This window comes from Pseudomonas sp. BP8 (assembly GCF_017875955.1).
Taxonomy (GTDB): domain Bacteria; phylum Pseudomonadota; class Gammaproteobacteria; order Pseudomonadales; family Pseudomonadaceae; genus Aquipseudomonas.
In genome coordinates, this window is sequence record NZ_JAGINK010000001.1 from 288,201 (window position 1) to 302,728 (window position 14,528).

At 61.8% G+C, this 14,528-nt stretch carries 11 protein-coding genes; 4 read left to right on the forward strand and 7 right to left on the reverse strand.

What is annotated here, in order from left to right; all coding sequences use genetic code 11:
- Nucleotides 1-13 precede the first annotated feature (13 nt).
- The 4 genes from J3B00_RS01275 to J3B00_RS01290 form a co-directional block, all read right to left on the reverse strand.
- Nucleotides 14-1,108 (reverse strand): polyamine ABC transporter substrate-binding protein, encoded by a 1,095-nt coding sequence (locus J3B00_RS01275; protein ID WP_209862479.1) that lies wholly within the window; start codon nucleotides 1,106-1,108, stop codon nucleotides 14-16.
- A gap of 169 nt (nucleotides 1,109-1,277) precedes the next feature.
- Entirely contained in the window at nucleotides 1,278-2,375 is a 1,098-nt protein-coding gene (locus tag J3B00_RS01280; protein WP_209862482.1) for a polyamine ABC transporter substrate-binding protein, read from the reverse strand.
- Nucleotides 2,376-2,545: 170 nt separating this feature from the next.
- The gene (locus tag J3B00_RS01285) at nucleotides 2,546-3,907 is read right to left on the reverse strand and encodes an aspartate aminotransferase family protein (protein ID WP_209862485.1); all 1,362 of its coding nucleotides are present in this window, start codon (nucleotides 3,905-3,907) and stop codon (nucleotides 2,546-2,548) included.
- A 49-nt stretch (nucleotides 3,908-3,956) separates the two neighbouring features.
- Entirely contained in the window at nucleotides 3,957-5,315 is a 1,359-nt protein-coding gene (locus J3B00_RS01290) for a glutamine synthetase family protein (protein WP_209862488.1), read from the reverse strand.
- Nucleotides 5,316-5,997: 682 nt separating this feature from the next.
- On the opposite strand from J3B00_RS01290, the gene J3B00_RS01295 reads away from it, so the two are divergent.
- Nucleotides 5,998-7,374: a glutamine synthetase family protein gene (locus tag J3B00_RS01295; protein WP_209862491.1), complete on the forward strand. Its 1,377-nt coding sequence runs from the start codon at nucleotides 5,998-6,000 to the stop codon at nucleotides 7,372-7,374.
- A gap of 153 nt (nucleotides 7,375-7,527) precedes the next feature.
- Here J3B00_RS01295 and argA read toward each other — a convergent pair whose 3' ends face one another.
- Both argA and argE read right to left on the reverse strand, forming a co-directional pair.
- Nucleotides 7,528-8,826: an amino-acid N-acetyltransferase gene (argA, locus tag J3B00_RS01300; protein WP_209862494.1), complete on the reverse strand. Its 1,299-nt coding sequence runs from the start codon at nucleotides 8,824-8,826 to the stop codon at nucleotides 7,528-7,530.
- Nucleotides 8,827-8,952: 126 nt separating this feature from the next.
- Nucleotides 8,953-10,095: an acetylornithine deacetylase gene (gene argE, locus J3B00_RS01305; RefSeq protein WP_209862497.1), complete on the reverse strand. Its 1,143-nt coding sequence runs from the start codon at nucleotides 10,093-10,095 to the stop codon at nucleotides 8,953-8,955.
- A gap of 202 nt (nucleotides 10,096-10,297) precedes the next feature.
- Between argE and J3B00_RS01310 the strand changes: the two genes are divergently transcribed.
- Nucleotides 10,298-11,698 carry a CYTH domain-containing protein gene (locus J3B00_RS01310; RefSeq protein ID WP_209862500.1) on the forward strand — a complete coding sequence of 467 codons (1,401 nt, stop codon included), beginning with the start codon at nucleotides 10,298-10,300 and terminating at the stop codon, nucleotides 11,696-11,698.
- Here the strand turns inward: J3B00_RS01310 and J3B00_RS01315 are convergent.
- Nucleotides 11,687-12,157: an Lrp/AsnC family transcriptional regulator gene (locus J3B00_RS01315; protein WP_209862503.1), complete on the reverse strand. Its 471-nt coding sequence runs from the start codon at nucleotides 12,155-12,157 to the stop codon at nucleotides 11,687-11,689. The genes J3B00_RS01310 and J3B00_RS01315 overlap by 12 nt on opposite strands.
- A 125-nt stretch (nucleotides 12,158-12,282) precedes the next feature.
- Here J3B00_RS01315 and J3B00_RS01320 point away from each other — a divergent pair, with 125 nt between their 5' ends.
- Nucleotides 12,283-12,609, forward strand: a complete 327-nt coding sequence (locus J3B00_RS01320; protein ID WP_209862505.1) for a hypothetical protein — start codon at nucleotides 12,283-12,285, stop codon at nucleotides 12,607-12,609.
- 177 nt (nucleotides 12,610-12,786) lie between these two features.
- A complete protein-coding gene (locus J3B00_RS01325; protein ID WP_209862506.1) occupies nucleotides 12,787-14,454 on the forward strand; it encodes a GspE/PulE family protein in 1,668 nt (555 codons plus the stop codon).
- The last annotated feature ends 74 nt before the right edge of the window (nucleotides 14,455-14,528 follow it).

Genomic DNA, 14,528 nt, shown 5'->3' on the forward strand with positions numbered 1-14,528 from the left:
CGGGTCTGGATGATTATTTGCCCGACTTGACCTTGGTCCAGCTGCGGGTCATCAAACGTTGCACCTTGGGCGGCAACTCACTGTTGACGAACATCTTGTCCAGCACTTCCTGCGGTGGGTAAACCGCGGCGTCAGTCCTTACGGCCTGGTCCATCAGGTCGCCAGCCTTGGGGTTCGGGTTGGCGTAACCGACGTAATCACTGACCTGGGCAATAACCTCAGGTTTCAGCAAATAATTGATGAGGGCGTGCGCCTCTTTGACGTTCTTGGCGTCGGCGGGGATCGCCAGCACATCGAACCAGAGGTTGCCGCCTTCCTTGGGAATCGCGTAGGCCAGATTGACACCCTTCTTCGCCTCTTCGGCGCGGGCCTTGGCCTGGAAGATATCGCCGGAGAAGCCTGCCGCGACGCAGATGTCGCCATTGGCCAGGTCGGTGATGTACTTCGAGGAGTGGAAATAGGTCACGTAGGGACGCACGGCGAGCAGCTTCGCTTCAGCCTTGGCGTAGTCCTTGGGGTCGGCGCTGTTGGGGTTCAGGCCCATGTAGTTGAGCACCGCCGGCAGCATCTCGTCAGCCGAGTCGAGGAATGCCACGCCACAGGTCGAGAGCTTTTTCATGTTCTCGGGCTCGAACAGCATGGCCCAGGAGTCGATGCTGTCGACGCCCAGTACCGCCTTGACCTTGTCAACGTTGTAGCCAATGCCGTTGGTGCCCCACAGGTAAGGCACGGCGTACTGGTTACCCGGGTCGTTCTTCTCGAGACGCTTCATCAGCGCCGGGTCCAGGTTGGAATAATTGGGCAGCAGGTTCTTGTCGAGCTTCTGGAACGCGCCCGCCTTGATCTGCTTGCCGAGGAAATGGTTGGACGGCACCACTACGTCATAGCCGGTGCGACCGGCCAGTAGCTTGCCTTCCAGGGTCTCGTTGGAGTCGAAGACGTCTTGCACCGGCTTGATGCCCGTGGCTTTTTCGAAGTCGGCGAGGGTGGTTGGCCCGATGTAGTCCGACCAGTTGTACAAATGCACCGTTGGCGCCGCTTGGACGCTGTATGCCAGCGTCAGGCCCGCTGCAGCCATCACGGCCTTGCGAAGTACAGAAATAGACAAGTGGGTAGTCCTCACAATCAGTGCATTGGGTGACGGCAGGCCGTTATGGCTGCGCCGCACACGCAAAACCGGCGCGCAACTTACCGTTGCAGCCTCGATGCCGCAAACTTATTTGCCGCTCAGCATCCCAGAGCCGGAGAAGCCCGGCCCAGAGAGCGTCAGGACGGGCTTACTTGCCCGACTTGATCTTGGTCCAGCTGCGGGTGATCAGACGCAGGGTGCCCGCGTCGAGGTCGCTGATCGCGTACAGCTGCTTCTTCACGGCATCCGACGGATAGATGCTCGGATCGCTGGTGATGTCTTCTTCCACCAGCGGCGTGGCCGCCTTGTTGCCGTTCGGGAAGCGCACGGCATTGGTGATCTCAGCCATGACTTCCGGCTGCAGCAGGTAGTTCATGAACTGGTAGGCGGCGTCGAGGTTGCTGGCATCCTTGGGGATGGCAACCATGTCGTAGAAGGTGCCAGCGCCTTCCTTGGGAATGGTGTAGGCCAGCTTGACCTTGTCGCCTGCCTCATGGGCACGCGCCTTGGACTGCTCCAGGTCTCCGGAGTAACCCACGGCAACGCAGATGTTGCCGTTGGCCAGGTCCGAGATGTACTTGGAGGAGTGGAAGTAGGCGACCGAAGGACGAATCTTCAGGAACAGGTCTTCAGCGGCCTTCAGGTCAGCCTTGTCCTTGCTGTTGGTCGGCTTGCCCAGGTAGTGCAAGGCGGCCGGAATCATTTCGGTCGGGGCATCGAGGAAGCTCACGCCGCAGCTTTTGAGTTTCTCGATGTTTTCAGGCTTGAACACGGCATCCCACGAGTCGATCTTGTCGACGCCCAGCGCCGCCTTGACCTTCTCCGGGTTGTAGCCGATGCCGATGGAGCCCCACATGTACGGGAAGGCGTGCTTGTTGCCTTGGTCGCTGGCGTCGCCGACGGCCTTGAGCAAGTCTTCGTCGAGGTTCTTCCAGTTGGGCAGCTTGGAGCGGTCAAGCTCCTGATAGACGCCGGCCTTGATCTGCTTGGCAAGGAAGTTGTTCGACGGCACGACGATGTCATAGCCAGACTTGCCCGCCAGCAACTTGGCTTCCAGGGTTTCGTTGCTGTCGAAAACGTCGTACACCACTTTGATGCCGGTCTGTTTCTCGAACTTGGCCACGGTGTCCGGGGCGATATAGTCCGACCAGTTATAGACGTGCAGCACTTTGTCTTCAGCCTGAACAGCGGTGGCCATGGCGCCCATCAGGGCGGCGGCCAGCAACGTCTTGCCCATTTTCATCATGCGTAATGCTCCAGAATTTATTATCAAGCCATCTGTTCAGCAGCCAGGTCCCTTTGATGCAAGCGCTGGGCGACTGAAACAGCCGCTAGTCTGGCAAGTTACAAGGCGCTGTTTCAAGGAAAGCAGGGCCTTGCAACCGCTTAATGTCACAACGCTAGCCTAGCAGGCCATTACTTGAGCGCTTCGAGCGTCAGGTCCAGGCATTTGCGGGCCTTTTCCACCAACTCGTCGATCTCGGCATGGCTAATCACCAGCGGCGGCGCAATGATCATGGTGTCGCCTACCGCACGCATGATCAGGCCGTTGGCAAAGCAGAAGTTGCGGCAGATCATGCCGGCGCCCTTGCCCTCGTAACGGCTGCGGGTGGCCTTGTCCTTGACCAGCTCGATCGCGCCGAGCAGGCCAAGACCACGCACTTCACCTACCAAAGGGTGGTCCTGCAGCTCACGCAGACGTTTCTGCAAATACGGTGCCGCTTCTGTTCTGGCGTTCTCGACGATCTTCTCGTCACGCAGGATGCGCAGGTTTTCCAGGCCCACCGCGGCCGCCACCGGGTGGCCGGAATAGGTAAAGCCGTGGTTGAAATCGCCGCCTTCGCTGAGTGCCTGGGCCACCTTGTCGCGCACGATCACACCGCCCATGGGGATGTACCCGGAGGTCAGGCCTTTGGCGATGGTCATCAGGTCGGGCTTGAGGTCGTAATAGTCGGAGCCGAACCACTCGCCGGTGCGGCCGAAGCCACAGATGACTTCGTCGGCGACGAACAGGATGTCGTACTTGGCGAGGATCTCCTTGATCTTCGGCCAGTAGGTGTCTGGCGGAATGATCACACCGCCAGCGCCCTGGATCGGCTCGGCGATGAACGCGGCGACGTTGTCTTCGCCAACTTCAAGAATCTTTTTCTCCAGCTGTTCGGCCGCCCACACGCCGAACTCATCCGGGGTCATGTCGCCGCCTTCACCAAACCAGTACGGCTGAGGGATATGCACGATGCCCGGGATCGGCAAGCCGCCCTGCTCGTGCATGCCGCTCATGCCACCCAGGCTCGCGCCAGCCACGGTGGAGCCGTGGTAGCCGTTGATCCGGCCAATGATGGTCTGCTTGTGTGGCTTGCCCTTGAGCGCCCAGTAATGACGAACCATGCGCAGCACGGTGTCGTTACCTTCGGAGCCGGAGCCGGTGAAGAACACATGGGTCATGCCCGCTGGGGCGAGGTCGGTGATCGCCTTGGCCAGCTCGAGCGCTGGCGGGTGGGCGGTCTGGAAGAACAGGTTGTAGTACGGCAGCTCGCGCATCTGCTTTTCGGCAGCCTGCACCAGCTCTTCCCGGCCGTAACCGACCGCCACGCACCACAGGCCCGCCATGCCGTCGAGGATCTTCTGCCCTTCGCTGTCCCACAAATGCACGCCCTGGGCCTTGGTGATGATGCGCGGGCCCTTCTCCTTCAGCTGCTTGTAGTCGCTGAAGGGTGCCAGGTGGTGCTCACCGCTCAGGGTTTGCCATTCACGGGTTTGCGGGTTGTTGACGCTCATGTGCTTCTCCGTTATCCGACAGCCGCGCTCCTGCGGGCTCAGGGTTTGATCAGACGGCAAACAGCAGGAACTCGCGCTCCCAGGAACTGATTACCCGTTTGAAGTTTTCATGTTCGGCGCGTTTGGTGGCGACGTAGCCGGCGATGAATTTCTTGCCAAGGTAGAGCTCCAGGTCCTGGCAGTTTTCCATGCGTTCGAGGGCGTCTTCGAGGGTCAGCGGCAGGCGCAGGTTTCGGCGCTCGTAGCCGCGGCCCTGCACCGGTGCACTCGGGTTGATGCTCTCGACCATGCCGATGTAGCCGCACAGCAGGCTTGCTGCGATCGCCAGGTAGGGGTTGGCGTCGGCGCCCGGCAAGCGGTTTTCGACCCGGCGGTTCTGCGGGCCGGCATCCGGTACACGCAGGCCGACGGTGCGGTTTTCTTCGCCCCACTCGACGTTGACCGGTGCCGAAGTGTCGGGCAGGAAGCGGCGGAACGAGTTCACGTTTGGCGCAAACAGCGGCAGGACATAAGGGATGTACTTCTGCAGGCCACCGATGTGATTGAGGAACAGCTCGCTCATGCTGCCGTCGGCATTGGAGAAGATGTTCTTGCCGGTGTGCGCGTCGACCACACTCTGGTGCAGGTGCATGGCGCTGCCCGGCTCGCCGGTCATCGGCTTGGCCATGAATGTGGCGGCGACGTTGTGCTTGAGCGCGGCCTCGCGCATGGTCCGCTTGAACACCAGGATCTGGTCGGCCAGGTGCAGCGCGTCACCGTGACGGAAGTTGATCTCCATCTGCGCCGTGCCGTCTTCGTGGATCAGCGTGTCGAGGTCCAGGCGCTGCAATTCACACCAGTCGTAGACGTCTTCGAACAGCGGGTCGAATTCGTTGGCCGCTTCGATCGAGAATGACTGGCGGCCGGTCTCGGGACGGCCCGAGCGGCCGACTGGCGGCTGCAGCGGGAAGTCCGGGTCTTCGCTGCGCTTGGTCAGGTAGAACTCCATCTCCGGCGCGACAATCGGCTGCCAGCCTTTGTCGGCATAGAGCTTGAGGACTTTCTTGAGCACGTTGCGTGGCGACAGCTCGACCGGGTTGCCCTTCTTGTCGTAGGTGTCGTGGATCACCTGGGCGGTCGGCTCGATGGCCCATGGCACGAGAAACACCGCGTTCTCGTCGGGGCGGCAGATCATGTCGATGTCGGCCGGGTCGAGCAGTTCGTAATAGATGTCATCGTCGACATAATCGCCGGTCACAGTCTGCAACAGCACGCTCTCAGGCAGGCGCATGCCTTTTTCGGCGATGAACTTGTTGGTCGGCGAGATCTTGCCGCGGGTGATGCCGGTCAGGTCGCTGATCAGGCATTCCACTTCGGTGATCTTGTGTTCTTTCAACCAATCGGTGAGCTGGTCGAGGTTGTTACTCATAAATACCTCAGGAGGTAAGGTGGCCCGGCTGGGATGAGACGGGCGCTGCTGACGCCTGGCGTCGATCAAGGCGGAAGCTGGACGGCCGTAATGGCCGCGGCAGACCCGCGCTTTGATTCTGGATGGTGTGTGTTGCCATTGCAAAACTGTGCAATGGCAAACGCCGCGCACAGGATGTCACTGGATAGACGGACAAAGCGCGTATCCATGAAGCATTCAAAGGGCAGGTCGAACGAAAGGTGTGCAACAAACTGCTACATAAGGCGTATGGAAGCGGCCGTCCGTCAATTATTGCGGCCAGGGCATCTAGCGCTATGATGCGTAGCGCGACGCCCGTGCGGCGAACGGAAAGATTACCTGTAGGTACTGCGCAGGCAGCACTTGCAGGTCGCGGCAAGCGGACCATGTGACCCTCGTATTATTGTGTTTTGGGTTGAGCCCGAGCTTAGCGTTGTTCATTTTTTTACACAACATCTCCGTAAAAAATAAAACACAGCCCCTCGCCGATCACCCTTCTGACGGAAAATAGCGGATAATGGCACGCCCCGATATGCAGCAAATCGGCCGTCGATGTGCCATTTGAGGGCATCATGGGGTTGGCTTGACTTCAGAATGTCTTTCCGATTGACTGGAACTGCAAGCCCCCCTTGATTGATATTTTTAACAACAAAGGTGTTGCATCATGTCGGTACCCCCGCGTGCCGTTCAGCTTAACGAAGCGAACGCGTTCCTTAAGGAACATCCTGAGGTTCTCTACGTTGACCTTCTGATTGCAGATATGAATGGTGTGGTGCGCGGCAAGCGCATTGAGCGCACCAGCCTCCACAAGGTTTACGAGAAAGGCATCAACCTGCCGGCCTCCCTCTTCGCCCTCGACATCAACGGCTCCACCGTTGAAAGCACGGGCCTCGGTCTGGACATCGGCGATGCAGACCGCATCTGCTATCCGATCCCCGACACCCTCTGCAACGAGCCCTGGCAGAAACGCCCGACCGCCCAGCTGCTGATGACCATGCACGAGATCGAAGGCGAGCCGTTCTTCGCCGACCCTCGTGAAGTCCTGCGTCAGGTGGTGAGCAAGTTCGACGATCTCGGCCTGACCATCTGTGCCGCGTTCGAGCTGGAGTTCTACCTGATCGACCAGGAGAACGTGAACGGCCGTCCGCAGCCGCCGCGCTCGCCGATTTCCGGTAAGCGTCCGCAGTCGACCCAGGTCTACCTGATCGACGACCTCGACGAGTACGCCGATTGCCTGCAGGACATCCTCGAAGGTGCCAAAGAGCAGGGCATTCCGGCTGACGCCATCGTCAAGGAAAGCGCCCCGGCGCAGTTCGAAGTCAACCTGCACCATGTGCCCGATCCGCTCAAGGCGTGCGACTACGCCGTGCTGCTCAAGCGGTTGATCAAGAACATCGCCTACGACCATGAAATGGACACCACGTTCATGGCCAAGCCCTACCCGGGCCAGGCAGGCAACGGCCTGCATGTACACATTTCCGTGCTGGACAAAGATGGCAACAACATCTTCACCAGCGAGGATCCCGAGCAGAACGCCGCGCTACGTCACGCGATCGGCGGTGTGCTCGAGACCCTGCCCGCGTCGATGGCGTTCCTTTGCCCGAACGTCAACTCGTACCGCCGTTTTGGTGCTCAGTTCTACGTACCCAACTCGCCGAGCTGGGGCCTGGACAACCGCACCGTGGCCTTGCGTGTACCGACCGGTTCGCCGGACGCTGTGCGCCTGGAGCACCGCGTGGCGGGTGCCGACGCCAACCCGTACCTGATGATGGCAGCGGTGCTGGCCGGTGTTCACCACGGCCTGACCAACCAGATCGAGCCGGGTGCCCCGATCGAAGGCAACACGTACGAGCAGATGGAGCAAAGCCTGCCGAACAACCTGCGCGATGCACTGCGTGAGCTGGACGACAGCGAGATCCTCAACAAGTACATCGATCCGAAGTACATCGACATCTTTGTCGCGTGCAAGGAAAGCGAGCTGGAGGAGTTCGAACACTCGATCTCCGACCTCGAGTACAACTGGTATCTGCATACCGTGTAACTGAAAACGCCGTCTTCTCTGACGGCGTTTTTCATTGCGGGATCTGGGTTGCCTGTACCGACCTCTTCGCGGGGCAAGCCCGCTCCTACAGGATCATCCACAACCCTGTAGGAGCGGGCTTGACCCGCGAATGGGCCGGCACTGACACCCAGCTTAGATCGACTTTTCGAAAATCTTCGAATTACGCTGGAAGTTGTACAGCGAGGCACGCGCCGCCGGCAGTCGCTCGACCCCGCTCGGCTCGAAGCCACGCTCACGGAACCAGTGCGCAGTCCGCGTGGTAAGCACGAACAGGGTCTTCAAGCCCAACGTGCGCGCCCGCGACTCGATCCGCTCGAGCAGATCGTCACCACGCCCGCCATGACGATACTCAGGGTTCACCGCCAGACACGCCAGCTCCCCCGCCTCGGAATCGGCAATCGGATACAGCGCCGCACAGGCGATGATCATGCCGTCGCGCTCGACCACGCTGAACTGCTCGATTTCCCGTTCCAGCACCTCGCGTGAACGACGTACCAGAATGCCCTGTTCTTCCAGCGGGCTGATCAGCTCCAGCAGGCCGCCAACATCTTCGATGGTCGCCTCACGGACGATCTCGAACTGCTCCTGGGCCACCAGGGTACCGCCACCGTCGCGGGTGAACAGCTCGGTAAGCAGCGCCCCATCATCGGCATAACTGACGATATGGCTGCGGGCTACACCGCCCTTGCAAGCCTCGGCAGCCGCATCGAGCAACTCACCCTGATAATCCGTACCCAGCCGCAGCAAGTGCGGCGCGACCTGTTGCGGTCGCAGTTCGCGCACCAACCGGCCATTTTCGTCGAGCAGGCCCGGCTCTGCGCCAAACAGCAGAAGCTTGTCGGCACTGAGTTCAATGGCCGCACGGGTGGCGACATCCTCGCACGCGAGGTTGAAGATCTCACCGGTCGGCGAATAGCCCAGCGGTGACAACAGCACGATCGAGCGCTCGTCGAGCAGACGACTGATGCCCTTGCGGTCGACCCGGCGCACTTCACCGGTGTGGTGATAATCGACCCCTTCAAGCACGCCGATCGGCCGTGCAGTGACCAGGTTGCCCGACGCCACGCGCAGGCGCGAGCCCTGCATCGGCGAGGCGGCCATGTCCATCGACAGCCGCGCTTCGATGGCCACGCGCAGGGCGCCAACGGCATCGATCACGCAGTCCAGGGTGGCCGCATCAGTAATGCGCATGCCGCGGTGATAGTGCGGGGTCAGGCCGCGCGCCGACAGTCGGCTTTCGATCTGTGGGCGCGAGCCATGTACCAGCACCAGGCGCACGCCCAGGCTGTGCAGCAGCACCAGGTCGTGGACGATATTGCCGAAGTTGGGGTGATCGACACCATCGCCGGGCAGCATCACGACAAAGGTGCAGTCACGGTGGGCATTGATGTACGGGGACGCATGGCGTAGCCAGTTGACGTATTCGGGCATGACAGGGCCTGTGGATAAGTGGACGGAGAACGGTCAAGGCGCACAACGTTCGAAAGTCATCGTCGGAACAGGCTTGCGGTCACGCGCACTCTCCTCTAGGCAGGAACGAATCAGCTCGATGGACGTTTAGCTCAGGCAATAGTGCCTGATCAGGTCACGCAATAGACGCACGGTAGGCTCGATACGTGACATTTCCAGGTATTCGCCGGGTTGGTGGGCACAGGCGATGTCGCCAGGGCCGAGCACAATCGTCTCGCAGCCCAGCTGCTGCAAGTACGGCGCTTCGGTACCAAACGCCACGGCTTCGGCGCGGTGCCCGGTCAGGCGCTCAGCCACCTGCACCAGCTCGGCATCGGCGCTCTGCTCGAACGGCGGCACTTCAGGGAACAGCGGCTTGTAATCGATGCTGACGTCGTGCAGTTCAGCCAGCGGCACCAGCTTCTCGCGAATCGCCGCGCGCAGTTGTTCTGGGTCCATGCCGGGCAGCGGGCGCAGGTCGAACTCAAGCGCACACTGGCCACAGATCCGGTTGGGGTTGTCGCCGCCATGGATGCAGCCAAAGTTCATGGTGGGTGTAGGCACGCTGAACTGCGGGTTGCTATAGGCCTGCTGCCATTGCCCGCGCAAGGTGATCATCTCGCCGATTACCGCGTGCATCGCCTCCATGGCACTGCGACCCAGGCTCGGATCCGACGAGTGGCCGCTGCGCCCGAGGATCTCGATGCGCTCCATGAGAATGCCTTTGTGCATCCGAATCGGCTTGAGTCCAGTCGGCTCGCCGATCACCGCAGCACGGCCGAGCGGTTGTCCGGCTTCAGCCAGGGCACGGGCGCCGGACATCGAGCTTTCCTCGTCGCAGGTGGCGAGAATCAGCAGGGGTTGCTTGAAGTCGTGCTCCAGCAGCGGCAGCACCGCCTCGATGACCAGGGCAAAAAAACCTTTCATGTCGCAGCTGCCCAGGCCGACCCAGCGATCACCGACTTCGGTCAACTTGAGCGGGTCGGTTTTCCACAACTGCGGATCGTAGGGCACGGTGTCGCTGTGACCGGCCAGGACCAGGCCGCCAGGGCCACTGCCACGGCTGGCCAGCAGATTGAATTTGCCCGGGGTGACCTGTTGAATGTCGCACGTGAAGCCCAAGTCGCCCAACCAGCCGGCGAGCAGCTCGATCACCTGACGATTGGACTGGTCCAGCGCGGGCTGGGTGCAACTGACCGAGGGCGCGGCGATCAGAGCGGCGAACTGGTCTTTCAGCGACGGCAATGGCATGCGCGTACTCCTCGGAAGCGTTGCCCATCATAACAATGCCTGCCGTTGACGGCGCAAGCTCATCCAGGCGCGCAAGCCAAGCCGGCGTGGCCTTGCGTAGCGAAACGGTGGCACAGCAGCCGCAATACCCCGCGCGAACCGACAGTCAGCAGCCGACTGCTGTAGACTGCACACCACGATGCCCCCCTCCTTCGAGCCCGCGATGCACAAAGAAACCGAACTCAAACTCCGCGCCAGTCGCGAGACCCTCGCCGCCCTGCGCGAGCACCCCCTGCTGAAAAAGCGCAACAAGTCCGGCTGGCAGACCCGCGAACTGCTCAACCAGTACTTCGACACCCCCGAGCGTGAGCTGTCCGCCGCGCGTGTCGCGCTGCGCCTGCGCCGTGATGGCGATGTCATCATCCAGACCCTCAAGTGCCGCGGCCAGAGCGTCGCCGGCCTGTCCGAGCGCAACGAATACGAGTGGCCGCTGGACAAGGCCAAGCTGGACCTGAAAAAGCTCGACGCCACCTGCTGGCCAGAGCAACTGGCTGATCTCGACAAAAAAACCATCAAGCCGCTGTTCACCACCGACTTCACCCGCGAATTCGCCGAAATCGCCTGGGGCCGCGGCAAAGCCAAGGTCGTCATCGAAGCGGCCCTGGACCAGGGCTTCGTCATCGCCGGCAAGCGCAAGGAAGAAATCTGCGAGCTGGAGCTGGAGCTGCGTGAGGGCGCACCCGAGGCGCTGCTGGAGCTGGCCGCCGAACTCTCCGCGACCCTGGCACTGATGCCCTGCGACATCAGCAAGGCTGAGCGCGGCTACCGCCTGCTGGAGCCGGACAGCTACGAACTGGGTCTGCCGAGCACCGAGCTGGACGCCGAAATGGCCGTGGACGACGCCTTCGCCGCGCTCGCCTGGCAGCTTTTGGGCAGCAGCCAGCGCCTGGCCGAGCAGTACCGCCACAATGGCCACTGGCGCCTGCTGCAGGACTGGGTCCGCTGCCTGGCCGAACTGCGCGCCCTGGTCGGCAGCCTCGGCCAGGCCGCACCGCGCCCGACCACGCGCGACCTGCGGACCAGCCTCGATGCCCTGCTGGAAGACTGGCGGCCACTGGTGCAGGCCGGCAACGATGACGAGGACGTGCGCCGCGCCGCCCCCGAGCAGTTTGCCGAAGAGCTGGAAGACCCGCGTTGGGGTCAGTTCTCGCTGCAAACCTCGCGCTGGCTGCTGGCCCGTGCCTGGACCGTCGAGCGCAAGGGCCGTGGCGATCGCCAGGGCAACGCGCAACTGGCCAACTGGCTGCAACACCTGGTCGGCGAAGAAGCCCGCGCCCTGAAACTGCAGGAGCGTTATGTGCAGCAGCCGGAAGACCTCGGCGAGCAACTGCCGCGGATCGAGACCCTGCAGACCTGGCTGCACCACGCCCGCCAAGTGCTCGACGTGCCGCAGCTGGACCGCCTCTACGGCGAGCTGAACAAGCTGCAGCAACTGGCTGAGCAGCCGCTGAGCGAAGACGAAGAGCAGTCCCAGGCGCTGAAAGACGCGCGCATCGAGCAAGCCCGCGCGATCGAACAGAACCGCGCCTGGAAACACCTGCTCAAGTCGCCGTCAACGCGTTAAGGGCAAGCTGGTCGTGGACTTGATCTCAGACAAGGCCACGATCGAATTGACCTCCTGGATCCCCGGTACATTCGACAGCTTTTCGAAGAAGAAACGTTCGTAGGCTTCGATGTCCGGGGTGACAATGCGCAGGAGGAAGTCCACCGAGCCCATCAGCACATAGCACTCCAGCACCTCGGGAAACTCGCGGATCGCCTCGGTGAAACCGGCGAAGTTCGAGCGGCCGTGGGCGTTGAGCTTTACCTCGGCGAAAATCTGCGTGTTCAGGCCGACCTTCTTGCGGTCGAGCAGCGTCACCTGGGCGCGAATCACCCCCTCCTCTTTCAAGCGCTGGATCCGTCGCCAGCAGGGTGACTGTGACAGGCCAACCCGTTCAGCGATCTGCGCACTGGACAGGGAGGCATCCTCCTGGAGCAATTCAAGGATGCGCCGGTCGTAGGCATCCAGCTCGCTTTGCATTAATGATTCTCCTAGATATTAATTAGCGAATTATTCAATCTGTCGGCAGGGCAAATTGGCTGAATAATAGCGAAATAATACCGCAGCGAGCGTGCAAGAATTTCTCCGTCCTGATGGAGAACAGCATGAACGCACTCGAACGGCCCGATACCCTCCCCCGCTCCGATGTCTGGGCTGCTAACGCCGCTCATAGCCAAGTGCGTTACTCGCTAAAGGCCGAAGCCGAGCCAGACAGCCTGTGCCGGGTGCTCAACCTGTTTGCCATGCAATTTCTCACGCCCAATAGTGTGCAGATGAGTCAGCGCGGGGAGTGGCTCAATCTGGAAATCAGTATCGGCGGTTTGAGCTGGCACCGCGCCGAGGTGATCGCGCAGAAATTGCGCAACCTGGTGTGTGTGGGTGAAGTCGAGGTGGTGAACCTGCCACAGTTGCAGGAGTTGGCCACCGGTTAAACTGGCGTTTCATTTCCGGCCTGTTCGCGGGGCAAGCCCGCGCCTACAGGATTTACGTACATCTCGGCCCCGCGGACAGGCCGGAAATGACATCGAAAAATCCAGCAACCCTTCACCACCCGCTGATTCTCACCGTGCAGCTAGCCTTTCCCAGCCCCCCTGGCAAGGAAGCCGCCCATGCACACCGACGATAACCACAACCTCGACCTGAACCGGCTGCTGGACGCATTGCTGGCCGATCACAGGCTGCTACCCGGCGACGCGTTGCAGGTCCTCGAGCGCCCTCCCGCAAACGCCGACCACCCACTGGAGACCATCGCCAGAGCCGCACTGGAAGACCAACTGCACCCCGGCCAGCGCCTGGACCTGGACACTCTCTGCCAATGGCTCGCCGACAAGGTCCGCCAACCCTTCCTGCGCATCGACCCGCTACAACTCGACCTGACGCGGATCAGCGGCCTGATATCGCGCGACTTCGCCAAGCGCCACGGCATCCTGGCGATCGCCGATGACCAGCACAGCATCACGGTCGCCAGCGCCCAGCCGTATCAACGCGAATGGGAAAACGACCTGACCCGCAGTCTGGGCAAACCCGTGCGGCGGGTCATTGCCAGCCCCGCGCAGATCCGCCAACTGGGCCAGAGCCTGTTTCGCCTGGCGCACTCGGTCCAAGGCGCGGGCCTGCAGCAGGACGGCGGCCTGGGTGAGCTGGAACAGCTACTGGAACAAGCACACAACGGCGCCGAAGATGCGCACATCGTGCACATCGTCGATTGGCTGCTGCAGTACGCCATCGAACAGCGGGCCAGTGACATTCACCTGGAGCCGCGGCGCGAGCAGGGCCAGCTGCGCTACCGCATCGACGGCCTGCTGCACACCGTGTATGCCTTTCCGGCAGGCGTCACGCTGGCCTTGGTCAGCCGGCTCAAGCACCTGGCGCGCATGGATGTTGCGGAAAAACGCCGGCCGCAGGACGGCCGCCTGAAGAGCCGCCTGGCCGCTGACCTCGAGGTTGAACTGCGCTTGTCGACCCTGCCCACGCCGTTTGGCGAAAAGCTCGTGCTGCGCCTGTTCGACCCCCAGCAACTGCATGAAGACTTCGACCGCCTGGGCCTGGATGGCGAGGTGCTGGAGCAATGGCAGGGCCTGCTCGGCCAGCGCCAGGGCATCATCCTGCTGACCGGCCCGACCGGCTCGGGCAAAACCAGTACCCTCTATGCCAGCCTCAAGCGCCTGGCCACTGCGCAGGTCAACCTGTGCACCATCGAAGACCCTATTGAACGGCTGGAGCCTGCCTTCAATCAGTTGCAAGTCCAACCCGGCCTCGACCTGGGCTTTGCCAATGGCGTACGCGCCCTGCTCCGGCAAGACCCCGACATCATCATGATCGGCGAGATACGCGATCACGAAACAGCCCAGGTGGCCGTGCAGGCTGCACTTACCGGGCACCTGGTCCTGTCCACCCTGCACACCAACGATGCCTGCGGCGCCATCACCCGCCTGCAGGAGCTGGGCGTCGCCGATTACCTGATCAAGGCCACTTTGATCGGGGTCATGGCTCAGCGCCTGGTGCGCACGCTGTGCACCCGTTGCCAAGGCAAGGTGATCCGCGACAGCAGCGCCTGCCGGCTCTGCCGAGGTACTGGCTACCATGGCCGGATCGGGCTGTTCGAGCTGCTCATCCCCAGTGATGAGTTGCGCGCGCGGATAGGCCCGGACACTGACCTGGCGAGCCTGCGCCAGCATGCCTTGAGCGACGGGTTGCACGATCTGCGGCGTGATGGCGAGGCGAAGATCGCCCGCGGCCTGACCAGCCTGACCGAGGTGCTGAGGGCCTGCAATTGAGCAAAACCCTTTGCCCACCCGGAACTTGCGCCCGCATTGGACATCCAAGCGGGCAATTCTCAGCCCTCACCATT